Here is a 25,347-nt window from a genome sequence, read left to right as displayed (position 1 = left end):
GTCTTAGCCTCCCTTTCTATCCTTTAAACACGCACACTGCCATTACTCATCACCTGATATTTAAAAGTGGTTAATTGTTTGATGCCAACAGGTCCCCGGGCGTGGAGCTTGCCTGTTGAGATTCCAATCTCAGCGCCCATGCCAAATTCTCCACCATCTGAGAACTGTGTTGAAGTATTGTGCATCACGACGGCACTATCGACATTCTGCATGAAAAATTGCGCAGCTGTTTGATCTTCCGTTAAAATCGCATCGGTGTGATGTGAGCCGTAATGATTAATATGCATAGTCGCTGCAGTAACATCATCAACATACTTGATTGACACAATACTATCTAAATACTCTGTTGACCAATCCGCTTCTACTGCTTCTTCATATTGCGAGAACTGCTGCCATAAATCCTGATCAAGACGCAGCGCGCAACCTGCTTTATTAAGTGCAGCTAATAGTGCTTCAATATGTGTTGTTGGAAGTTGTCGATCCAATAAAATCGTCTCTGTCGCACCACAAATCCCAGGGCGGCGCATCTTGGCATTGACACACACATTAACTACTTTGCTCAAATCTACCGCATGATGGACATAAGTGTGACAGATACCATCTAAATGTTTAAACAACGGTACTTTACTGTGTTTTGTTAAATACTCAATGAGCGCACGCCCGCCACGCGGCACAACCACATCAAGATATTGATCTTGAGAAACCAAATACTCGATCGCTTCTCTATCTTGCGTTGGCAGCATTTGCACCGCATCACTGGTAATCTCTGACTTTGCCAATCCCATCTGTATTGCGCGCATAATCGCTTGATTTGAGTAAAAACTCTCACTGCCGCCTCTTAAAATTGCTGCATTGCCCGATTTTAAACACAAACCAGTTGCATCAATCGTGACATTCGGACGTGATTCATAAATGACTGCAATGACACCCAGTGGCACACTAACTGCTTTGATATCAAGCCCTGTTGGTCTTTGGATATGTGACAATATACAGTTAAGAGGATCGGGTTGTTCGGCAATCTCACGTAAACCATTACTCATTGCGACAATACGCTCATGTGTTAACAATAAGCGATCAAGCATGGCTTTACTTAAGCCTTTTGCCGTTGCATTTTCAATATCCTTGTCATTACCTTTTAGAATATTATCGGCATTATTCACGATCTCATCGGCGATTAATAACAATGCCTGATTACGCATATCATTAGTGCTTGATGCCAAATGGTATGTTGCCTGTTTGGCTTGTTTACATAATGTTTCTATCGCATGATATTTATTCATTTCTTGCTACCATCTAAAATTCACTCTCAAACCAGCACCATATTATTGCGGTGAACAATTACTTTTGTCTCTGACGTATAGCTTTTATCTAATAGTACCTGCTTTAATATTTCAGCATGCAACATTGCTACACCAACTGCCATCGTATTGCCTTGTTCATCTTTTATCGTAACCACATCATCGACTTTAAAATTACCCACACATTCCATCACACCCACACTTAACAAACTCTTGCCTAAACGCAGTGCACGTATTGCCCCCTCATTAATGATAAGACTACCGCTATGTTTAACGTGATTTGCTAGCCAGCGCTTTTTGGCACTTTGACCAATCTTTTTTGCCTTAAACAGCGTAAAACGTCTATCTTTTTGCAAGCTTGTTAATGGCTTGAGTGCCTTGCCATTACAAATTAGCATATTACAACCATTATTAACTGCAATCTCAGCAGCTAGAATTTTAGTAATCATGCCACCTGAGCTAATCTTAGTATGACTCTCTCCCGCCATTGCCTTAATCTCATCACTAATCAAATCAACTTCAGTGATGAATTGCGCGGTTTTATTTATATTCGGATTGGCAGTATATAACCCATCGATATCTGAAAATAAAATCAACAAATCAGCATTAACGGTTTGCGCAACACGTGCCGCTAAACGATCATTATCACCATAGCTAATCTCAGTCGTTGCCACCGTATCATTCTCATTAATAATTGGAATCACGCGAAATTTAAGCAGCGTTTCCAAGGTGTTTTGCGCATTGACATAGCGTTGACGGGTTTCAATATCGTCAATACTCAACAACACCTGCGCACTGTTGATGCCAAAGGCTATAAACTGTGATTGATAAACTTGTGAGAGCTTAATTTGCCCAATGGCAGATGCTGCTTGTTTTTCTGCTAAGGTACACTTACGCCCCATGCAGTTAAGCACCTTGCGACCCAATGCCACGGCACCCGATGACACAATAATTATCTCAATGTCTTGTTTATAGAGCACCTGAATATCAGCAATCAAACTTTCAAGCCACTTTATTTTAATTTCATACTGATCATCAACTAACAGCGATGATCCGATTTTAATCACAATGCGTTTATAATCACTTAGGTTCATAGATAATAAGCTCTTGCGCTCTTAAGTTGCTAAGGTATTCTTACTTAGGCAATATTTATGTTAAAAGAATGCTTATTATTCTGCCACGGCTTAGAGATTTTACCTAAACCAATTTGCCGTCATTTTTGTTGGCGCAATGTTCGTTGCAGGGATTGAAACCGTTTGGCATCAATTAGTTGCTCCGAACTATTACAGCAAAATTAGCATGGGTCAGGCGATTGCTAATCATATCTAAAAAGATTTAGCATTTATTTACAGTAACAAATACCTGCAAATCAAAATTTTTTATCTATACTCAAACTTGTCAAAACCAAATACAAGGAGTTTGTGATGAAACCATTTGACGGATTATTAATCGCTGATTTTACCCATGTACTATCAGGACCATTTTGTACCATGCTATTATGTGATCTAGGCGCACGAGTAATCAAGATTGAACGCCCAGAAGTCGGTGAAGACTCACGCCAATTTGGTCCCTTTATTGATGGTATTTCAATGTATTTTGAAACAGTTAATCGAGGTAAGGAAAGTATTGGCGTTAATCTTAAAGACCCCAACGATTTAGCACTTGTTAAAAATATTATCAAACAAGCCGATGTTGTTGTTGAGAATTTCCGCCCTGGCACCATGGCAAAGCTTGGATTAGATTACAATTCCCTTTGCAAGCTCAACCCAAAAGTGATTTTTGCCTCCATCTCAGGTTTTGGTCAGTCTGGCTCAATGTCACAGCTGCCTGCCTATGATGAGCTGATTCAAGCAATGAGTGGCTTTATGAGTGTGACAGGTGAGCCAGATGGACCTCCAATTAAAGCAGGTCCTTCAGTTTCTGATATGCTCGCAGGTGTGTATTGTTTTTCTGCCATTGCCACAGCGCTTTATCAACGTGAGAAAACAGGCAAAGGGTGCCAAATCGATATTGCCATGTTTGATGCGATGTTGTCATTTTTAGAAAGTGATGTTGTCTCTGATAAAATGTTGCATAAAATCCCAAGCCGGATTGGTAACAAACACCCCAATATCTCCCCTTTTAGCACATTCAAATGTAAAGATGATGATATTGTAATTTGCGCGGCAACCGATAAGCTGTTTGCTAGTGCTTGTGATGTCATGGGGCTTGAGCAACTGAAAAATGACCCCAAATGCAAAACCAATAAAGATCGTTTAGCACATAATGACCTGATTAAAGCTACCTTTGAAAAATCATTAGGTAATGACACTGTTGCTAACTGGTATGATAAATTCGTCAAGGCAGGTGTCCCCGCAGGACCAATTAATAATGTTAATCAAGCACTTGATCTTAAAGTTGTTAAAGAACGTGATATGATTGTCAAAGCTGGAAAATATCAGCTACCAGGATGTCCATTAAAATTCTCAACGAATATAGAAACCGGCACAAGAAAGGAGGCGCCTAAAGTAGATGCTGACGGTGCTAAAATTAAAAAAGAATTTAAATAATCGCTTTCATCATGCTGCTAACTAATACACTATCCTTCCGCCTTTGGCGTATACTTTCTTTTTGCTTCTCTTTTGTACTGATATTTGTTTGTTTTTCGCACTTGTCATCTGCGCAAGCCCAAAGCAGAGAGCATCAAACCATTATGGCAGCACACTATGATACTTTACTTACAAGTTTTAATACTGATTTACATATCACACAAACGCTTTTACAAGATATCCACATTAGAATTTATCAACCGGATATTAGCCAAAGACAATATGCATTTTTTGCTAAACAACTAGACTTCGTTCTTGAGAAATTTCATCAATACCAAATACAACTCGTCAGTGAAAGGCATAAAATAAGCCATGAACTCACTTATTTTGAAGAAACCAGTCAACCTGGCTCTATTCATGATTTAAGTAATGGCATAGCATTATTTAAACGCGTCCACGACGGCATCAACAAACTCAAACAGGCAGAACAAGAAGCGCAAGCCATTATAAAATCCACCAATCATCTTCTTTTGAAGCTCTCAGATCACGAACGCTTAATTGATGATATTAAAGAGCTGCGTCCCACACCATTTCTCATCTCACCCCATTCATTTATGACATCATTTAAAGAGCTCAAGGCTTATTTCACTCATACAAACTTTGAAAAACATCCACTTTTTTTGCCAACGAGCAAGCAAATTCTATCCGCTGTCTTATTGTTGTTATTACTGCTGATCAATATAACATACCGTCGACATTTACAAGCTAGACTAAGTCTTTATCTACGCCATTATGTCTATCGATATATTTATTTGCGCGTATTTTCTGTTTACTTTAACGAAATCAGTTATTTACTCAGTCGCAGCATTTTTCCTGCATGTTTGCTTTATCTCATTTATTGCGCCATTTTTATTGATCAAGATCCATTAAATATTATTAATCTCATGGTTAATGCTTTTGTGCTAAGTCTGATTTTTTATGTGTTATTTAGCACTGCAATCAAGAGCTTACTGCACCTTAACCGATCTCAAAATAAACAAAGTCACCGATATGTTCGCCCTTTAGCATTTGTCAGCTCAATGATTATTTTCATAGAACACATCAATCCCATTGCTTTTGGATTTAATATCGAGCCCTTCTTAATTGATTATGCCTATGCACGCGTCCTCTGTATGCTTATCCTTGGCATTATTCAGCTTATCCTACTGCTGAAGTTATATCTTCTTTACGCTAGAACACATCATTTTCATTCAAGCCGTTATGGTTTGTTCGTATTGCATCTTCTTATTGTACTTTATGGCTTATACGTGATTATGGTGTTAATAGGCTTTGGCAATCTGGCATCCATCGGTTTTTATAAATTACTGCAAACCTTATGGGTGTTATATATTGCGCATCAACTAACACGCTTAATTGCTTTTTTACTAACCCCTCTAAGCGCCCTTAAGCTTCAGCATATCACCCCACGCAAAAAGCACACCAAGGCGCATGCCATCGTTGTCTATCACTGGTTAAAGCTCATAGGTACTATTATCAGCTCTATGTCTGCTATACTTCTTATTACCTTATTGTGGGGTGTTGAAGCCAATGAATTAAACGCCATGCTTGTTTATCTTTTTACCACACCTTTTCCAATTAGTGATAATCAAATCTTTACAGTCATGCACATTGTAAACTCTCTGACTATTTTTATTACTTGCTATGCGGCTTTATTGATTATCAAGCTTATGATTCAGCGCCTGATTATCCATTATTTAACGATTGAAGCGGGCACAAAATACGCGCTTGATAAATGCATTAATTATCTGGTATTTATTTTTGCAATCGTCATTTTGATCTATGCAATGGGGGTGAGCACACATGCGCTAACCTTTATTATTAGCGGTCTATCCATCGGTATTGGCTTTGCCTTACAAGATGTGATTAAAAACTTTTTCTCAGGGTTTATTCTACTGATTGAACGCCCTATTAAAGTGGGGGATATGGTACACTGCGGCAATGACCTGGGGTTTGTCAAGCACATTAATATTCGCACGACCATTATCGAAACATTTGATAAAAACACCTTAGTCATCCCCAACAGCCTACTGATTAATAATAAATTGAGCAATGAAACCATCAATCCTTTAAGTCGCGCTAGCATAAGCATTGGCGTTGGCTATAACAGCGATCCTGCACAAGTCAAAAATATCCTGCTACAGGTCGCTGAAAATAACGTCTACGTCTTTGATGACCCTAAGCCATCGGTTAAATTTAATGACTTTGGTGATTCGGCTCTTATTTTTGTACTTAAAGCCTTTGTCAATAAACTAGAGCAAAGCAAGGCTGAAGATAGTTTGCGACATGAAATTTTTGCCGCATTTAAAACCCATAATATCGATATTCCTTTTCCTCAGTTGGATATCCAACTAAAAAATACTTTGATGCATTAAATTAGTCTGTATTCACCCCCAAAACCCAAGCTTATTTAAGGTGTCAATCATCGCTGTCACCACCCTTTTAATCACTGGATTTTTATAGGATTCACTATTGACCAATAAGTATGTGGTGAATGGCTTGCTTGATATTTCAGGCAAAACATTGATTAGTGTTTGTCCATCAGACTTAACCACAGACTCTGGGATTAAGCTTACGCCATAACCTAGTTTTGTTAACTTGTGCTGCATAATTACTGCATCACAACCAATACTCTGCTCAAAGGTTAAAGCATGTTCTTTTTGTTCCATTTGCCCCTTTTGCCCCTTTTTCTCCTCCTGCAACAACCAGGATTTGCTTGGCAATAAATTATTATAAATACAAATATGTTTTCTTAAATCCTGTGGATCATTGATTGTTGGATGCTTTTCAAGATACTGTTCACTAGCGTAAAGCTTATGCGTTGTTTGTAAGCGCATTTTAACAATCCATTCGTCATCATTAATCAAATGGATAAGTGCATCATGTATAAAGATCACATCAAATTGATCAAAGAGTGACTTCGAAACTGAACCAAAATTAAGCATCTGATAATAGGTATAACTGGTCATCTCAATGGAAATATCAGGACTTGTTGTCAACAATGACTTCAGACACTCATCAATAAAGAAGTAATATATGCCAATATTATTAAAAAAACGAACTTGCAGCTTCTGTGTTTCTTGCTTTTTAACCAGTTGTGAAAAGCTTCGATCCATATGCTCCACCATCGCTTGTAATCTTGGCACTAACTCAGCCCCATAAGTAGTGAGTTCAACACGTCCACTTTTTGTTGTAATTATCGTATTTTTTAAATGGAATTCCAAACGCTGAATACGTCGTGAGATGGTTGTACGGTGCTCACCTTTAGCATCTGATAAACCGGCAATTGAGCCTATTTTAATGATATCCAGTAAGGTGGTTACATCAGTAAAAAAATCGGTATACATAACATTCCTTCGCTACTAACAAGTCAATTAACTTGTTCTCAACTATAGCCCAAAACGTTTATAAGTAAAGAACAAACGCTATCCCACCTGTCCTCTGTCCTCTGTCTTCTGTCTTCTGTTTTCTGTCCTCTGTCCTCTGTCCTCTGAACAGTGTACACAAAACGCAACAATCGGTGCAGCATATGACCTGTCTCTAACCACTCATTCTGTTCATAATGCGACCACACAAGGTGATCACCAATTGTCATCTTGCGATGTTCAACAACTTTCGAGGAAAACATTATGAAGAAGATCACAAAACTTAACAAACTCTATACTCTTTGTGCACTATCTCTTGGCAGTATCTCATTAACTGCTTGCGGTGGCGGCGGAGGTAGTTCTGCAGAAGATACTCCAACAACACAAACAAAAATCAATGCAGCGGTAACGCTTGATACACCTGATAATGTCATCAATGGTGAAAAAGCATTATACAACACACAACTCACCGCAGAGGTTGCTACACTTGGCATGAGTGCAGAACCTGCGCAAATCACTAAAAAATACTTCTCGCCACAATTAACCACAGTGCAAGCCAATGCGCTTGAGAGCAATAGCGGCTGTTATGAAGGATTACAGCTAAGTGCTGGCGAGCAATGCCAAGATCATTATGAAGTTACATCAACAGCTGATAATGCAAGTTATCATGGTAGCCTTATCTATGAAACGACAACAGGTACCGTAACAACACCAATCGATATCAACTTTAAAGCGGATAGTGATGCACTATTTAATCATTCTGATATTCAAGTAATGAGTGTAGGTTCATTCTCACCTGGACTACAAACATCGATTGATATCGTCAACACATCACAAAAAGTACTACAGCACCCGCAAATGGTTTTTCCAGAATCTGTGCGTGCATACATCCATGCTTTAAATAGCATTTCAACTCTAGAGAGTGGGCAAACAGCAACCTTAAAATTTGAGCTAGATAATTCTGCTGAAGCACTTGCTGCACTGAAAGCCTGGAAAAATGAATTAGATCAAGCATTAGTAGAAAGCTTATTACATGTTAAAACCAACGAACAAAAAGCACAAAAAGTAGAGCTGACGCCCTCTTTTAATTTGTCTACTTTATCTGCTGAAAATAGTCAGAACAATTTTGTACGTAATGCTAATGGCGACTTAGAAAAAATGATTACGCTTAAAAACGTAACCACTGATACCATCAATAGCATTGATGCACAATTTTCTCCCATTGTTGATGGCGTAAGTGCTGATTTTTCAGGTTGTAGTTTGCCGCTTGCTGCGGGTGAGAGCTGCCAAATTAAACTTATTGTTAGTCCTGAAGTCAGTAATACAGGTATTTCAAACTTTGAAACGGCAGTCACCTTTGTTACCGACTCGATGTATCACCTTGATGATTTAACGACAAATTTGGCAATGGATACCACGGTTATGCTAAGCATTGATCCATTAAGTGTTTTAATTGATCAGCATGATAGCATGATTAAATTGGTAAATAATGGCAACGTTAATTTTAAACCATCAACGCTTACAGATGATTATAAAATTTATGATGCAACTGGCAAAGACATTAGTAATCAAATGAGTCTTTTAGAAAGCTCATCATGCTTAACAGGTAATGTTGTTGCCCCTGGCATGAGCTGCTCTGTTGTGATCAACCCATCTGTTGCCATTTCACAAGTTGTTCAACCGCTTAAATTAGTCATCAATAACAGCAATACAACTACCGAAGTCACCTTGCCAAACTATAGCGATAACGGAATCTTTATTGATGCAACACGCACACCAAATGCGTTTGTCTCAGGTAAAGATGCCTCAATCTATGTGGTACTTTCACCAGTGGAGGCAAAGAAGCTATACGGTTTTGAACTGCCATTTAACATGCCTTATACTTTAGATACCAGTGTTGAAAACAGCTGTCAAATCGGTAGCATTATCAGCTCACCTTGCGTTGCAAAGATTGATATTTCAGGTGTGGATTTAGCCAATAAAAGCCTTCTTAACCATTTGGTTATTCAATGGGATGATGCAAGTACAGATACTGAAACACTCAATATCAATGTCGTTGATATCAACGATCCTGAGGCAAATATTAGCGGGCTTGTCGATCTCAATGTACTATCACAGTTAAGTAGTAATACCGTGACGGTTGATACAGAAGGCTTACATCTAACCTTAACAAATAATGCAACACAAGCATTGCAATACCTAAGTGTTACAGCACCTCAATGGTTAAGCGACATCGTTGACTTTAAGATGCTTGATACATTAGTAATGCTTGGCGTCAATCAATCACAATCACTTACCTTACCATTATTGGAGGGTAAAACCATTGCTGATTTGCAACAGGCAATGATGACACATCAAGCAGAAGTTATTGCCAATAATGATGCTAACGCAACGCTGGATAAGGTCTTTGGCTTTGCTGCTAATAATGCTGCAACCTTATTTTACCCAAGCATCACAAATGCACTTTATCCAAGTTTTGATGATGGTGCATTTACGCAAGAAGTTGTCTTTACTGAACCTGGTGTACGTTACATCCCAATGACTAATAATACAAGCGTAGCCCAAGTAATAAGCTTTGAGCAAAACCTACCAACGGGTGTTACCCTATCTTCACAAGCTTCATCACCAGAGATGACCTTGTGTGAAGATGCGATGACATTAGCCAGTGGTATGACTTGTTATATGGCTTTTCATGCTGCTGCTAACGCTAATGAACAACCAGGAAATCACTTTAATCTCACACTAACACCTAGCGTTGAATCCGGATTATTAGCGACAACCTTACAAATGACTTTCAAAACAAACTTTGTCAATGAAATAAGCTTTAGCGCTCCACAAGCAGCGATCAATGTACCATTAACTGGCGTTAAGCACTATGATTTGAAAATCATCAATAATGAGGTATATGTTGCTTGGTTACCATCAACGGACATTGCGAATTATCATCTTACCGGTGAAACACTAAGTGGTTTACAATTGAGCGATCCAACCCTTAGTCCAAGCTGCTTAAGTGGTGCTGCCGTTGTCAGTGGCGCTTATTGCTACGTAGGTTTAGATATTTCTGATAACAGCACACCGGCAGAGTATGGATTGGTGCTAGATATGGGAGACAATAGTAACTTGGCACAAAATGATCTGAATATTGGCACGGTTAATATTATTGATCACGGTATTGCCTCAGCTGAGCTTATTGCTAATGGTCAAAATATCACAGGTGTTGTCGCTGGTTTAGGTTTTGATGTTGTGATTCACGCCCCTGAAAGCTGGTTTAATGAAACAACAACAGATCAAAGCTTCACGATTAGTTCAAGCTCACCAGAGATATTAATCAATGGCGCTCAAAGTGACAGCTGTACATTATCACAATCTGCACAAAGCTTAACTTGTCAAGTGCATGTCACAACAACTGAGGCACTTGCTGTTGGCAGCTATGAGTTAACTGTTACCGCAAATGATACGATGGAGATTAGTAACCCTGTCATAAGCTTTAATATCCAAAGTTATGCGTGGAAAGCGTTATCTAAAGTCTCAACAAGTTGGGATGATGGCTCTTGCGGTATTGGACATGATCACAAAGCCTATTGTTGGGGAAGTGTCAGCAATTGGAGATTAGGGACAGGGGGAACTCCTCTTTCTGATCATCAACGTAGACCCGTTGCTGTAACACAAGGGCAAATGCCAGAAGATGTCGTGCTTGATACGATTGTCTCAAGTAGAGACACAACGTGTGCTTTGGATAATAATGGACAAGCCTATTGCTGGGGATATAATGCTTATGGACTAACGGGTACAGCTTCTAGCACAACTATGGTTTACGAGCCCACCAAAGTTGCACAAAATGGAATCGCGTTTAAGAGCATTGTTGGCGGACAGTTCCATTTTTGTGCGATCTCAACTAATGAGGAATTATATTGCTGGGGTTCAAACCATCATAATCAACTGGCAACCGCCATTCCAGTGGGTACTGTAGTTGATCATCCAGTTGCAATCCCTAGAGGAGATATCCCAGTGACAGAGACAATTAAGCAGGTGACTGTCAGCACTTATGAAACATGTGCGCTTGCTAGTAATGGCTGGGTATATTGCACCGCTGAAGATGGTTCTGCTAAATTAAACGCCATTGCACAAGGCGCCTTACCACAAGGGGCTTACTACACCAAAATCCAATCTGGTTATGATTACTTCTGCGGGTTAGCCAGTGATAATCATGCGTACTGTTGGGGAGATAATAGGCGTGGTCAATTAGGTGATAACACAACGATTGATCGCACGACACCGGTACAAGTCAAAGCGGGCGCGATCCCTGCCAATGCAACATTGCAGGATATCTCAGCTAACTTTAAAAGTACGTGTTTACTTGCGGATAATAAAGCCTATTGCTTCGGTGATAACCAAAACTATGACTTAGGTAATGGCAATAAAACTAATACTAGCGTGCCAGTAGCAGTTGCTCAAGGCGAGTTAGCGGCAGATGAGACAGTAAAATCGCTTGCTGGTAATAACTGCTTCATTAGCAATAAAGACAAAGCATACTGCTGGGGAAGTAATCGCGATTATAAAACAGGGACTAATGTAACCTCTGCCTACGTGACAACCCCAAAAGTGGTTTATCCTTATAACAACTAATCTCTCGCCTAACGCATACTAACCATACCCTAAGCCCGCTATTGCGGGCTTTTTGCTTTGCGCTTTTCCTATGTAACCCCTATTTAACCTGCACACATTGCGCACAGATCAACGCATGATCTGTCGTTTTTCCAATCAATTTACTGCTTTATCATCAGCCACATGAAAAAGTTTAATTCACTTTAAGGAAACTTGTAATGAAATATAAAACACTTATTAAGCTATTACCTTCAGTGCTAAGCACTTCTTTAATCAGCGCCTGTGGCGGTGGCGCGCGAGCCCCATCACCAGATCCAGTCATAAGTAGCACTAGACTTACCAATGAAACGATATTAGCGCCTGCCTCTAGCATTAAAGCACAAGGGATTGGTATCAATAAGCAACGTCTAAGCACAGAAACCACTTATCATCTTATGGCTGGTTTAAATGATCCACCGCAGGATAACGTTAAAATAATAGGCGCACATATCGATCCACAAATTGATGGGCTATCACTAAAATATGTGGCTGATAAATCAGAAAAAAGCTGCCTTATTACCAATGAAGATGGTTCTGTGACACAAACTATATTAAGTGCTAATGACAGCTGTGTGCTTAATATTGAAACAACATATACTGGCTCACGAACACTTCTTGAGCAAGAGCTTAACTTAGTCATTGAAGTCGAAAATGTTGATAATAAAGTATTGCATTATCAAGGCAATTTTATTAAAGAAGAAGATATCGCAACGGCAGAATCATTAGCTAAAGCAAATGTCACACCGATTACCATTCATAGCGATGGTCAGATGAATGTTGTTTTCAAAAATATCTCAGATAAAGCAATTAATCGTGTGCTGTTAAATATCGCCGAAAATGATGACAGCAAATGGTTTATCGATTTATTAGATGAAGCGACACGAAATGAACTAAATGCAAACAACCAAATCATTGATGATGAGAAAAACATTTTGCCTGGCGAGGAAGGTGTTATCACTTTACAGCTTGATCCGATTAAACTCAAAGCTGCCCTTGACGATAAAACCCATCAAGCACAACTTTTAGATAATATTAACAATGGTCATCTTCTTAACATTGATGCCAGTAATATTGTAAAAACCAATATTGCATTAGCCTATGATGATCGTGTACTTATTACTGATCACGCTAATGTACATTTTAAACAAGCAGACATGAATGAAAATATTACCTTAACGAATACATCAAACAGCCCCATTACCATTAATCACATCGACATTATTGGTGAGATTGACGGTATTAATCTGAATGCTAACTCACAGGAGATTGCACCACTGTCAAGTACAACGATCACCCTTAATGCATCAGCATCGGCAAAAGGTCAAGGTGAGTTGGTTATTGAATATCAACACGATCATGGCATAACTGAGACAGTCAATATTCCAATGAGCGTTGCCAATACCAATATCACGCTATCAGCAATCAATGATAACAATCCTTTTGAGAAAAGTGAGCAAAGCATTGAAGTAGCAACGCTTATCACCAATAATGGCAGTTTTAACTGGTATCCAGCAGCAATATCAACACAAGGTGCGTATCAAGTGCAACGAGTTGGTGGAGACAATATTGTTTATTCTTCATCTAACTCAACGAATTGTCTTTCATTAAGCGGAACGGGTTTAGCACCTAACCAAAGCTGTGAGATGCCCATTATGACCATTGATTCAAATACACAGGCAGGCACCTATGAATTTAATCTATATGCTAAAGCTCAAGATGGTACTGTTTACACCAATCTTGATGATAATCATACAGCGATATTTTCAGTCATTGAAACTGAGAAAGGACAAGCACAATTTCAATCAGAAAATGGTATGCCATTAACAGAACTTGCACTAAACAGCATTGATAATCAGGCAGTGATTGTCATTAAAAACATTGGCAAAGGAAATCTTAAAAACGTAAGCTTTAGCAGTGATCAAGCTGATGTGATCCGCATTAACCATCAAGCTTGTCAATCAACCTTAAATGCAGATCAATCATGTGAAATAATCATTAGTGCCGATTATAATCTAGATGATCCTCTTTCTGCCAAAATTACCGTGTCTGCTGATAATATGAGTGAAACAACTGCTGAAGTTCCTGTTAGTATCACCAAAGCAACCACGCGTTTTATTTTTACAACCGCACAAAACTATAGTGGCAATTTAGGTGGAATTGAAGGGGCTAACAGCAAATGCCAACTTGAAGCAAATGCCCTTGGATTGAGTGGTGAATATAAGGCCTTACTTCCTGCTAATGAACGTAGTATTAAAGATAATATTGGTTATGATCAAAAGGCATATTATCTTAATGTGAATCATGAAGTTATCGCCTCACCCGATACGCTCTTCTCCGGCAATTTAGAACATGCCATTGCCAAGGACACTGAGACCTATGTTTGGAGTGGGTTTGCCTTATATGATGATGTGTTTGGCTTAAGTAGTAATTGCAACAACTGGACAAATGATGGCACTTCAAACAACCCACAATATTTTGCCAATGTTGCTAATCCTTTGGCAATGGATAATTCATGGGCTGCAGCTTTTGATCATGACAAACAAACTTTGCAAATGGCAAGCTGTAACACACCAAACAAACTCTATTGCGCACAAAAAGCCTAATTATCCAACTCAACAGTAACAAGGAACATTCATTATGATTATTAAAAAATTGAGTAAAAAAATCGCTTATTTTGGTTTACTTAGCCTAAGTCTTATTAGCAGCAGTTTTGCTAACTCTACCGTGTCGATTTATGTTGACCCAGCAGTAGAAGATCTTGATGCAACGCAAACACAATTTATTGTCGCGAGTGCATATCCTGAAGTAACACCTCCAACGCTAATTGTTGATACTGATAGGGTTACTATTGATATTGGATATAATATTGCGTTAGAAAATGGTGATATTGCTAATTGGCTTAAAAATATCCGCGGCACATGTGATAGTGATGATACTAATTGCAAAGCAATTGGTAGCAAAATGAGCAATAGTACGGCAGGTCTTGGCTTATACGGTGATCTTATTTTCACTTCCAAAGATCACCAACATCACTATGTTTGTAAAGACGTTGTATTAGGTGCTGTTAAACTTAGCTATTTCACAGCGACTTGGTCACTTGGCGCTAAGTCAAGCCTACCAAGAAAATATAATGAAGCAAGCAAAGACTGGGAAATTACTTTAAATTGTGAGGGTGCAAAACAAGAAATTAAGCATATTACGCTTCAAGGTGGAGGCAGTTCATTTACAGTATCTAAAGTAGATGAATAGACACTAAGATGGATCCGTTACTCCCTGCCAGCATGCATCAAAAGTATCATCGCTATCCTTAGATGGTTGTATTAGCAGTAAGCCTTTACCCTGCTGTCCCCCGTCGCTACAAACACATTCTAGAGCAACTGAGTTATAATAATGTCCATTGCAATATGTAGTGAACTTATCAATATAATCATGTTGGTCTTGAGTAACAGCGTTCATGGTAAAACCGATATAATTATCGGTACTTTCAAGTGACCATTGTGAAATCCACCAAGTGTTTGACTCATGCAAAGCATAGTCAATTTCTTGAGAGAAGTCTTTTGCTAAATTTTTGATCAAAGCCACTGTGGATGGCTTCCATTCTGTGCCATCGGTTAAGCTAAATGTTAGCGCTGCACATCCTGCTTCAACACCATCTGTAATCCACTGAGTTGCAGAAACTGGCTTTACGGTATCAGAACCTTGTTGTCCTAAAATAACAGACCCACACGTACAACCAGCAATGTCAAGATTTAAAGAGACTACAAAATTTGCCTCACCAGGTCCTCCATTTACCAAAGTGCCAGAGTTCGGATCCTTTTGAAGTGCAGCAATGTTTGTATTTAAAAGTGTTGCCCCAGAAACTCCCCATTGACTAAGAGCTTGCAAAGTTGCCCCCATAGCTGAAGAATCTGACCTTCCAGCCTCTATCGTAATTGAATTTCCTCTCCAATTAACACTGCTAAATTCAATTGCATCAACAGTTCCTGATGGTGCTAAAAAATTTCCAGCACAAGATGAATCTCCTTCACCGCTAGTCGCTACACCTGCATAAGATGGACAACTATTTGATGGTTCACAACTATTGTTACACTGCGCATTTTGCACTCCTTCTTGGATATTTGGATCGGCAACAACATTACTAAAGAGTCCACCTGTTTGATTATTATTAAAATTGATCTGATTTGAATCTGCGTATGCATATATAACACTGAATTGCGTAAGGATAAATAACTTTGAGAAGTTTGAGAGAATAGTCATATCTTGGCTCCTTATAAATCGATTATAGTCATGGTAGAAGAGTCACTGCCTACATAAAGCTGCTTTTCATTTTCTGAAAATGCTATCGCATTAATAGAACGTAACGACAATGCTGGAGTAGTTTGAGTATTATAGAATTTGATAGCTATAAGATTATTTTGATCGTCTACCTTTGCAACCATCACCCCTTTATCCATTGTCGCAGCTGCTAGCATAGTGCCATCGTGATTAAAAGTAATAGCATTGTATTTATTCGAGAGGATATTTGTGTCATTTTTATTGTAAGTAGTAACCGTGATAAAAGTATTAACATCAGTTAATCTACCAAGATACAATCCAAATGAAGTTGCAACTGCTACGGTTCCTTTGGGACTAATCGCAACACCATGCACATCATTAGAAAATTTGCTATTTCCAGGTTGAGAGTAAGTAATGTGACTCAGATTATGGTTATCGTCAATAGATGCAACACCAAGACCTCCACCACGTGTTGCAAAAGCAATTTTTTTCTTATCCATAGTAAGCGCTATTGATTTAACAGGTTGATACATCATGGTATCAACCGTATGCTGGTTGTATGGCTTTACTGATAATAGTTGATGAGACTTTAGATCAACTTTTGCAACTAATAAGCCACCATGATAGTTTGCTATGTATAGTATATCATCAACTAAAATAAGATCGATTACTGTAATATGTTCCATTTTAGGTATAGTATTTTGCGTATATACCGTACATTGTTTTAAAAGCATACCGCTATTAATAGAACAAACACTCAAGCCTTTATTACTACCAATAGCGATAAGATCACCTGATTTAGCAATAGCTTTAACTGTTTGCCCTACGATAGATGGTATTGTTTTTTGATTGTAAATTTTTGTAAACTCAATACCTGTATCTGTAATATCACCCAATGCTAATCCACCAGTGATACCGACATACTCTTTTTTAGCTCCAGCAGACTCAAATGCATAAATTTTTGTACTTGTCGGCAATTTGATTTTTTCTTGTGCATTTACTGAGTGGCAGAAAGTTAAAAATATAATGATTAAAGAAAACACCAAAGTGTAATACCTTGATAAATATATATTAAACATTTTATTCTCCATTTTTGTTTACATTCCTTAGAAAAATATAGATAAAAAGTTCCAGCTTTGCAATTTTGATTAAATATCAACCTGCCATATTTAATAATTTAGCCTTAGTTAAACTCATCCCTTATTTTATTTGTTGACGCACCCAGTGCCTCTGGGGTATTGAGTTTATTTAAATCACTACTTGAATTAATCTTCATTGGATTGCCTGGCACAATATAATCTCCAGCATTAACCAGCATATTACGTGCTTTTATCTGTGGCAGCTCACAGGCTTCTTTAATGTTATTCACAATACCATTTGGAATACCTGCGTCAGTTAAGATCTTTTGCCATTCTACCGTCGTCTTTTGCCTAAAAAGTGGCTGTACAAGAGCTTGTAAATCAGCACGGTTTTTAATGCGATCAGGTCCCGTTTTAAACTTAGGATTATCATGCCACTCCATCTTATCCATTGCCTGACAAAAACTTAACCAAAGCTTTTCTCCTAAAACAGCCACAATAACGGCACCATCTTTTGTACGTATAGCACCAAAAGGAGCCGCTGCCGGATCAATATTACCACTACAATGTTCAATTTCATTGAGTTTAGTATAAGCCACCACTTCAGCAGGCATCATTGCAAACAAACCATCGAGCATTGAGACATCAACATAGGCACCTTTTCCACTACGTAGACGTCCACAATATGCTGTCATTGTTGCCATATAGCCCCACATCCCCGCACTGACATCGCCCACTGGAAAACCAATGCGTCCAGTGTCCTTATCTAAATCACCATTGATTGACATCATGCCTGAGTAACCTTGACCCACCAAATCAAAGCCTGGCGCATGCGCCATTGGCCCTGTTGTGCCAAATCCCGAAATTGAGGTATATACGATTGTAGGATTCAATTTCTTTACCTCTTCATAACCTAAGCCTAATTTCTCCATCACGCCAGGTCTGAAGTTCTCCACCAGAATATCTGCCTTTTGAATAATTTTTTTAATCAATGCGATATCTTCTGGATTTTTCAAATTGAGCGCACAGCTTTCTTTATTGGCATTAGCTGACGCCCAAAATACTGAAGTACCCTCTTTAGTAAAGGGTGCAGCTGAGCGCAACATATCACCATCACCCGGTCGCTCAATCTTAATGACGCGCGCGCCATTGTAAGCTAAAAGCATTGTACAATAGGGACCAGCTAGTGCTTGGGTAAAATCCAATACCAATATACCATCTAATACTCTTGACATTTTTCTCTCCTTGAATCTTTAATTTTTATGATGAATTTTCGCGATCAGCGCTTCTACACGCTTTGTAAATTGTGGGCTATTTAAAATCTTATGTCGCGATTCTTCAATTAAAACCGCTTCATCATAATTAATCGTAACATCATTCGCTAATACATTAAGCTGTAACTTACTATTGGCAACGCCTTCAGCACAACAACTTATAATCGCCTGACACACTTCATCAATGCGTGTTTTAAGTGCTGCCTTATCACTAAAAACCGTGTTGAAAATTCCTGCGTGATAAGCATCCATGGCATCAATACTACTGGCAGTAAAAAAGAGTTCTTTGGCTTTATGAATGCTCATCACTGACAACCAATTTTGGTAATTTCGCAGTGAAAAAGGAACACCCATTTTATTGGCTGTAATAATCACTTTGCTATCATTGGTGGCATAGACCATGTCGCAAACCATAAGCATATGCAACGCTCCAGCATAGACTGCTCCCTCTACTTGGGCAATGATTGGCAAAGGTGACGCAGTCATTGCATCAAACATTTCAAACATCGGATCATTGGTGATCTCATCGACTGATGTCAGTTCATTTAAGTCATGTCCTGCTGAGAATATCCCATGTGAAATATTGGCTTTAAGCACAATTACACGCTGTTTTTTACGTTGTGCCTCGTGAATAGATTGCGTAACTGCTTTTGACATCTCACTATCAAAAGCATTGCGCTTGTCACTGTTGTTAATCGTAATTGTTGTGATCTTATCACCGTGTTGACATAGTATCTTATCCATTAAACTGTCTCCTTGTATTTTACTTAATCCAAACGCGTTGCGCCGGTACCTTCTAGTATAGCCAGAGATTATTAAAACGAGCACGAATTTACTAAAGTAACGCGCTTCTCAATCAGGGCTGCATAAATTGCGCGCACTACTGTTCTAAATATGTACTTACAGTTGATTGGGCATTTTGCAATTATTTGTTCTGCTTATGTTATGAACTATTAAGGAGAAGCACATGAAATTATCCCAACTTTATTTTCTCACATTAACTGCTTTTATTATAAGTGCTTGCGGTGGTAGCTCTGATGGCGCAAGCAATGAAACATCACCGACATCAACACCACCGTCTGAGTCAGACTACCAAACCTTACCATCATCTGAAAACACAACGATAGGAAACACGGAAAACACCGATTCTGAAGTACCTGAAACCGAGGTTGAACCGACACCAATACCATCAATTAATATCGTGCAATTTATAGCAAATGGTATTCCTGAAACAGCCGATGGCACGGTCAATTTTATTAAACCAAATCAAGAGGTTATCAGCTATAGTTTAAAGGTTCTGGGATCACAAACGAACAAAAGCAATCGATTCTTGATCAATACTTACAATATGATGATGCTACCAACTATGTAGAGCTTATTAAAGTCGTGCGTCAAAAGCTTGATAATTTGAGTAATATAACGGGTAAAACCTATCATTTAAGTATTGCAATCAATCAGGCACCTGAAAATATCGCCCTTAACCATTATAGTGAAATGCTGCCTTATCTTGATTCTATCAACATCATGTCCTATGATGCAGCAGGAACTTGGGACAGCATAACAGGGCATCAATCTCCCTTATCTGCTACTGAAGGAGCTGATGCTCCAAATTATGTAACCACCAAAGGGCAATGGAATTTAATCAGCAGTGTTGCCGCCCTTAACGCTAATGGCATCCCTAACCCAAAAATCGTTGCCGGCATTCCACTATATGGTCGCCAATGGATAGAGGTAGGTGAAGGACAAGCGCATATTCCAGGCGTTTATCAGTCAGGTGTCACAGGACCTGGTGAATGGGAAAATGGTAGCTTAGGATATAATTGCCTCATGGGTGATAGCTTTTCTAACATCAAAGACAATCAGGTTTGTTCAGGCTTTGCTAACTCAGCGTCTGATTATACCTATATCCTTGTGCGCGATAATAATAATAGCTTGAGAAGTGTTGGTAACTTTGGCAAGATCAGCATGAATGGTTACACCGTATCAGGCGTCACGTATCCATTTGATCGAATCGTTGAAAGCTATTATTACAATCCTATATCACGCATGTTTATCACCTATGATTCTGCGACAATGGTCGAAATCAAAGCACATTGGATAAAACAACAAGGTTTAAAAGGGGCAATGTTTTGGGATACTTCAGGTGATGCCCCAAACCCTGAGACTAATCCAGATCCATCATTGATTGATACTTTATCCAATACATTTAATTAATGACATCAAAGTTAGCATTGTCACAAAGACATCTGTTAGCAATCAATTGACACTTTCTCACTATCAAATATCTCAAAATGTCTTGAGTCATTTTTAGTCATTTGTAATTGAACTCAGCATTGGTTAAATTAACATCAAGCAGCAAAGCATACTGCTTAACCAAATCGCAACATTAATATATTGAGGAGTTCATTTTATGAAAAAACTAACCACTGCTATCACACTTCTAGCTTCACTTGGATTGATTAGCTTTGCAAATGCAAACCAAGTTTCACCATATGCTTATGCATATAGTGTTTATGGTGGTGCTTTAGTCGCTGGCGCTACATTAACAAAGGTAACAGCTGACACGCCAAATACTGCCTTTAGTCTTCCTCAAGGCGGTTTACCTGCAGCATTATCACAAGATGATAAAAACGCAGGGTTAGTAACCTTTTACTCAATAAACTCGAAACAAAAGGATATTAAAATTAGTTTAACTTATATGGTAAACACTACAGGTGGCGGTGCTCAAACCTGTACTGTTAATGTTGAATCAACGAATATTTTTGATAAAGGACAACCATTAAATGCTCAATTAACAACGCCAATCTGTGGTGCCTTATTCCACCCTGTCTACAGCACAAATACAAAAGATGGTGATCAGGTTGTAACAACTAACTGGAAAGTTGAATAATTTATAAAAACCGCATCGATAAATCAATTGCTTGAATGTTTTTAGTCAATGCACCAATCGAGATAAAATCAACACCGGTTTGTGCAACAGTATAAATCATATCAAGAGACATATTACCAGAGGCCTCAAGTTGCGCTTTTCCTTTAGCGATGCTTACGGCCTTTTTCATATCCTCTAAAGAAAAATTATCAAGCATAATCACATCAGCATGTGCTTTAAGTGCCTCATTGAGCTCATCAAAGTTCTCAACCTCGACCTCAACCATTTTCTGTGGCGCGATTTCTCGCGCTTTTTCAATCGCCTTGGTAATGGAGTGATCACAAGCTGCAATATGATTCTCTTTAATTAAAAAGGCATCAAATAAACCAATGCGATGATTCATCCCCCCGCCACAGGTGACGGCATATTTTTGTGCCAAACGAAACCCTGGAATCGTTTTGCGTGTATCAAGTATTGCGCACTTTGCATCTTTAATCGCCTTGACATATTCACGCGTTTTTGTGGCAACGGCTGAAAGCATTTGCAAGAAATTAAGCGCATTGCGCTCAGCGGACAAGATACTGCGTGCTAAACCCTCAACTTCAAAAAGTGTTTTATTAGCAAGCACCTCATCACCATCATGATGATACCAATGAATCTTTAGACTGGGATCAACCTGTCTAAAGACTTCATTAACCCAATCATAGCCACACATCACCATCGGCTCACGTGTTATCACACGTGCACAAGCTTGTTCATGTTCATTGATCAATAAAGCGTTAATATCACCTTGATCAATATCCTCAGCTGAAGCTTGAGTTACCATGGTTGCCACAAGATCTTTAGGAATTTCGGTAATTTGCTCGGTCTTTAAATGCATAAAATCTCTCACTCTACATTTTTTTAAACTTCATTTTTAATATTGGGTATCTCTTACCAGTACCGTCTACTTCCTGACGTGATAAAACACAGAACCCTCTTTTCAAATAAAACTGTACTGCTTTGGTATTTTGCTCATTGACATCAACTTGATAAATAGACAGTTTATTGATACAAAAATCAACCAATGTGCAACCAATCCCTTGCCCAAAAAATTTTGGATCAATAAATAACATCTCTAATTTATCATCACTAACACCGATGAAACCAACGATCTGCCCATTTAGCATATATTTATATATTTTGACTTGTGGAAAATAGGACGATACTATTTTTGAACTAAAAAATTCAAAGTCCTTTTGTTCTAAAAAATCATGTGTTTCTTTTACGGCAGCTTGCCAAATTTGAAGCAATCTAGGGTAGTCACCTTCATTTGCAGCTAATATGTCGCTATTCATTAATATAATTCACCTAATTATTAAACGCCACCATCCGTGTTAATGGTACCATTGCACGCTCACGTACATCATCTGGCACCAGAATTTCGTTATCACCCTTCGCTAACACCTCAGCAAGGTTCTTTAAGGTATTCATCCCCATCCACGGACAATGAGCGCAAGACTTGCACGTCGCGCTATTGCCCATGGTTGGCGCTTCAATAAATACCTTATGAGGCGAGGCTTGCTTCATCTTATAGAAAATACCGGCTTCTGTTGCTACAATAAAAATAGGATTTGCTAAGTTTTTTGATGCTTCCAACAACTGCGAAGTAGAACCCACCGCATCAGCCAGTGCAACAATCTCTTGAGGTGACTCAGGATGCACTAATACCGCAGCTTCTGGATATTGCGTTTTTAAATCTAATAATGCGCGTGCCTTAAACTCTTCATGGACAACGCATGCTCCATTGTAATGTACCATATCCGCACCGGTTTGCTTCTCAATCCAACGTCCTAAATACTTATCTGGCGCCCATAGAATTTTCTCACCTTGTTGATCTAAATATTCACAAACTTGTAAGGCATTTGACGAGGTGACTGTCCAATCAGCCAACGCTTTAATACGTGCTGAAGTATTCACATAAACCACCACCGTACGATCAGGATGCTCAGCAATGAATGCTTTAAATTCTTCCTCTTGACAGCTCACATCAAGTGAACACTCGGCTTCTAATGTTGGCATAATCACCTTTTTATGCGGAGATAAAATCTTAGCACTCTCACCCATAAAACGTACACCGGCAACGACAAGGGTTTTCGCTGGATGATCTTTACCAAAGCGTGCCATGGATAATGAATCACCTAACATGCCACCGCTTTCTTCTGCTAATGCTTGGATATCGGCATCGACATAGTAATGGGCAATTAAACAGGCATTTTTTTCTTTCAATAATCGTTTTATTTTCTCACGATAAAATATTTTTTCTTTTTCATCTGTTACCTGAAGACTTTTGGCTTTTGGCCAAGCTTTGGCAACACGTGATTGAAACTCAACATCACTGATCATAATTGATATGGCTTTAATCTAATACTAAAAAGTTTTTGGAGTGTACCACAGACCGTTAAAAATAAGAAAAAGTAGCAGCATTTTTCTTGTTCTTTATCGCTTTCTCACGCCATTGAGATGTTCAACTTCTTTTTCCAATGTAACTGCCTATTTATTCATATAAGCAATAATGACACTGCCTTTAGAAGGAGTACATGCAATTTTGAACAAAAGCATTTGGTAAAGAATACTTAACTGATATATGATAATTAACAACTTTTAGTGACAAAAAACCAACCAATTAACAATATGTTGTAAATCATTATGCGACGCTTATGTTGTAAAGTGGTTTTTGAAAATTTTATGGTTTAAAAAATTAAGGACAATCTATACAGCATGGGTTTTATTTTTAAGAAAATCGCCATCATTGGCACGCATGATAATCCAGCGGTTTCTGAGACTGTTGAATATCTAGCACATACATTGATTGAGCACTCGGCACGCATTTATCTTGAATCTGAGACGGCAGAGAGCTTAGATCATCGCTTTGGTGAAGGTTATGACTTAAAAGCCATTGCCAAACACTGCGATGTGGCAGTAGTCGTTGGCGGGGACGGTAATTTTTTAAATGCTGCAAGAAGCTTATCTCTACTAAGCAGCATTCCCATTGTCGGGATTAACCGTGGTAAACTGGGCTTTTTAACTGATATTAATCCGGATGAATTAAGCACACGTTTGTTTGATGTGCTTGAAGGGAATTATCAACAAGAACAACGCTTTATGCTACAAGCATCGATTAAAAGCGATATCTGCCCACCTGAAAAAACCGTTGCATTAAATGATATTGTTATTGCCGCAGGTCAACATAGTCGTTTATTCCAAATGCATGTCCACATCGATGGTCGCTACGCTTTTGACCAACGTGCTGACGGTATGATTATTGCAACGCCTACCGGCTCAACTGCGCATGCATTATCTGCAGGAGGTCCTATTATGCATCCAGGGCTTGATGCGATCGTCATGGTGCCAATGTTCTCGCACTCCTTAAATAGCCGCCCTATTGTCTTAAATGCCAATTGTGATATTCAAATAACCGTTGGAGAATATAACAATCCAGAACCCAGTTTAAGTTTTGATGGACATATGAAGTTACAACTCTCGCCAGGAGATACTATTAAGCTTAGTCGCTGCCCAAAATCAGTGACGATTTTGCACCCTCTTGATTATGACTATTTTCACTCATTACGTTCAAAACTTCATTGGGGCAAAATGCTCTTCCCCTAAGCCCTAATCAACGCTACAACTAAGTATTCGCCCAAAATACTCATTCATACCCTGAGCGTAAGTCAAAGAGTACGCTTGTAAACACCATGTAATGAATCAAGAATAAGTTGCGTCAGTTAGCACCTCTCCCCTTGCGGGAGAGGTCGTGCAGCTTAAGCTGCACGGGTGAGGGGAGTAATTGAAGCTCAACTTATTTTTGAATTATTACTATGCTTAAAAAGGCTTCGACTTACGCTTAGCCAACACTTACACAAGGGTTGTGGGCAGGAGTAAAATCATCACCACAATCAATGTCTTTGTTTGCCAGTAA

The 25,347-nt window shown here is 38.8% G+C and carries 19 protein-coding genes and 1 pseudogene; 10 read left to right on the top strand and 10 right to left on the bottom strand.

Going from position 1 to position 25,347, the window contains the following annotated elements:
- Positions 1-23 precede the first annotated feature (23 nt).
- The gene (locus ACZ5V8_RS05050; protein ID WP_464218609.1) at positions 24-1,280 is read right to left on the bottom strand and encodes a glutamate-5-semialdehyde dehydrogenase; all 1,257 of its coding nucleotides are present in this window, start codon (positions 1,278-1,280) and stop codon (positions 24-26) included.
- 26 nt (positions 1,281-1,306) lie between these two features.
- Complete coding sequence (gene proB, locus ACZ5V8_RS05045) at positions 1,307-2,392, bottom strand: glutamate 5-kinase (RefSeq protein WP_464218608.1); 1,086 nt, start codon at positions 2,390-2,392, stop codon at positions 1,307-1,309.
- 103 nt (positions 2,393-2,495) lie between these two features.
- Here proB and ACZ5V8_RS05040 point away from each other — a divergent pair.
- The 3 genes and pseudogenes from ACZ5V8_RS05040 to ACZ5V8_RS05030 form a co-directional block, all read left to right on the top strand.
- Positions 2,496-2,594, top strand: a pseudogene (locus tag ACZ5V8_RS05040) (archaetidylserine decarboxylase); the annotation flags it as partial.
- Between the two features lie 128 nt (positions 2,595-2,722).
- Positions 2,723-3,847, top strand: coding sequence for a CaiB/BaiF CoA transferase family protein (locus ACZ5V8_RS05035; protein WP_464218607.1), 1,125 nt, complete (start codon positions 2,723-2,725; stop codon positions 3,845-3,847).
- 143 nt (positions 3,848-3,990) lie between these two features.
- Positions 3,991-6,258 carry a mechanosensitive ion channel family protein gene (locus ACZ5V8_RS05030; protein ID WP_464218605.1) on the top strand — a complete coding sequence of 756 codons (2,268 nt, stop codon included), beginning with the start codon at positions 3,991-3,993 and terminating at the stop codon, positions 6,256-6,258.
- Positions 6,259-6,270: 12 nt separating this feature from the next.
- Here the strand turns inward: ACZ5V8_RS05030 and ACZ5V8_RS05025 are convergent, their stop codons facing one another.
- Positions 6,271-7,230: a LysR substrate-binding domain-containing protein gene (locus ACZ5V8_RS05025; RefSeq protein ID WP_464218604.1), complete on the bottom strand. Its 960-nt coding sequence runs from the start codon at positions 7,228-7,230 to the stop codon at positions 6,271-6,273.
- A gap of 282 nt (positions 7,231-7,512) precedes the next feature.
- Here ACZ5V8_RS05025 and ACZ5V8_RS05020 point away from each other — a divergent pair, with 282 nt between their 5' ends.
- The 3 genes from ACZ5V8_RS05020 (at position 7,513) to ACZ5V8_RS05010 (ending at position 15,141) form a co-directional block, all read left to right on the top strand.
- Positions 7,513-11,874 carry an RCC1 domain-containing protein gene (locus tag ACZ5V8_RS05020; protein ID WP_464218603.1) on the top strand — a complete coding sequence of 1,454 codons (4,362 nt, stop codon included), beginning with the start codon at positions 7,513-7,515 and terminating at the stop codon, positions 11,872-11,874.
- A 197-nt stretch (positions 11,875-12,071) separates the two neighbouring features.
- The gene (locus tag ACZ5V8_RS05015) at positions 12,072-14,495 is read left to right on the top strand and encodes a DUF1554 domain-containing protein (RefSeq protein WP_464218602.1); all 2,424 of its coding nucleotides are present in this window, start codon (positions 12,072-12,074) and stop codon (positions 14,493-14,495) included.
- A 34-nt stretch (positions 14,496-14,529) separates the two neighbouring features.
- Positions 14,530-15,141 (top strand): hypothetical protein, encoded by a 612-nt coding sequence (locus ACZ5V8_RS05010; protein WP_464218601.1) that lies wholly within the window; start codon positions 14,530-14,532, stop codon positions 15,139-15,141.
- 3 nt (positions 15,142-15,144) lie between these two features.
- On the opposite strand, the gene ACZ5V8_RS05005 is transcribed toward ACZ5V8_RS05010, so the two are convergent.
- From ACZ5V8_RS05005 to ACZ5V8_RS04990, 4 genes are all read right to left on the bottom strand, one after another.
- Positions 15,145-16,149, bottom strand: a complete 1,005-nt coding sequence (locus ACZ5V8_RS05005; protein WP_464218600.1) for a hypothetical protein — start codon at positions 16,147-16,149, stop codon at positions 15,145-15,147.
- A gap of 11 nt (positions 16,150-16,160) precedes the next feature.
- Entirely contained in the window at positions 16,161-17,258 is a 1,098-nt protein-coding gene (locus tag ACZ5V8_RS05000; protein WP_464218599.1) for a WD40 repeat domain-containing protein, read from the bottom strand.
- A 92-nt stretch (positions 17,259-17,350) separates the two neighbouring features.
- Complete coding sequence (locus ACZ5V8_RS04995; RefSeq protein WP_440617879.1) at positions 17,351-18,481, bottom strand: CaiB/BaiF CoA transferase family protein; 1,131 nt, start codon at positions 18,479-18,481, stop codon at positions 17,351-17,353.
- 18 nt (positions 18,482-18,499) lie between these two features.
- Entirely contained in the window at positions 18,500-19,264 is a 765-nt protein-coding gene (locus ACZ5V8_RS04990; RefSeq protein ID WP_464218598.1) for an enoyl-CoA hydratase-related protein, read from the bottom strand.
- A 223-nt stretch (positions 19,265-19,487) separates the two neighbouring features.
- On the opposite strand from ACZ5V8_RS04990, the gene ACZ5V8_RS04985 reads away from it, so the two are divergent.
- From ACZ5V8_RS04985 to ACZ5V8_RS04975, 3 genes are all read left to right on the top strand, one after another.
- Complete coding sequence (locus ACZ5V8_RS04985; protein ID WP_440615480.1) at positions 19,488-19,892, top strand: hypothetical protein; 405 nt, start codon at positions 19,488-19,490, stop codon at positions 19,890-19,892.
- A 35-nt stretch (positions 19,893-19,927) separates the two neighbouring features.
- Positions 19,928-20,734, top strand: a complete 807-nt coding sequence (locus ACZ5V8_RS04980; protein ID WP_440615481.1) for a glycosyl hydrolase family 18 protein — start codon at positions 19,928-19,930, stop codon at positions 20,732-20,734.
- Between the two features lie 196 nt (positions 20,735-20,930).
- Complete coding sequence (locus ACZ5V8_RS04975; RefSeq protein ID WP_440615482.1) at positions 20,931-21,410, top strand: hypothetical protein; 480 nt, start codon at positions 20,931-20,933, stop codon at positions 21,408-21,410.
- A 1-nt stretch (position 21,411) separates the two neighbouring features.
- Here ACZ5V8_RS04975 and nadC read toward each other — a convergent pair whose 3' ends face one another.
- From nadC to nadA, 3 genes are read right to left on the bottom strand one after another with little or no spacing between them, the layout of a single operon-like run.
- Positions 21,412-22,281 carry a carboxylating nicotinate-nucleotide diphosphorylase gene (nadC, locus tag ACZ5V8_RS04970; RefSeq protein WP_440615483.1) on the bottom strand — a complete coding sequence of 290 codons (870 nt, stop codon included), beginning with the start codon at positions 22,279-22,281 and terminating at the stop codon, positions 21,412-21,414.
- A 1-nt stretch (position 22,282) separates the two neighbouring features.
- Entirely contained in the window at positions 22,283-22,726 is a 444-nt protein-coding gene (locus ACZ5V8_RS04965) for a GNAT family N-acetyltransferase (protein ID WP_440615484.1), read from the bottom strand.
- A gap of 13 nt (positions 22,727-22,739) precedes the next feature.
- Complete coding sequence (gene nadA, locus ACZ5V8_RS04960) at positions 22,740-23,774, bottom strand: quinolinate synthase NadA (protein WP_464218597.1); 1,035 nt, start codon at positions 23,772-23,774, stop codon at positions 22,740-22,742.
- A gap of 375 nt (positions 23,775-24,149) precedes the next feature.
- Between nadA and ACZ5V8_RS04955 the strand changes: the two genes are divergently transcribed.
- Positions 24,150-25,037 (top strand): NAD(+) kinase, encoded by an 888-nt coding sequence (locus ACZ5V8_RS04955; RefSeq protein ID WP_464218596.1) that lies wholly within the window; start codon positions 24,150-24,152, stop codon positions 25,035-25,037.
- Positions 25,038-25,347 lie beyond the last annotated feature (310 nt).

The sequence above is a fragment of the Cysteiniphilum sp. GTC20157 genome (assembly GCF_055396795.1).
Note: the sequence above shows the minus strand (reverse complement) of the source record. Positions and strands in the feature narration are given on the sequence as shown.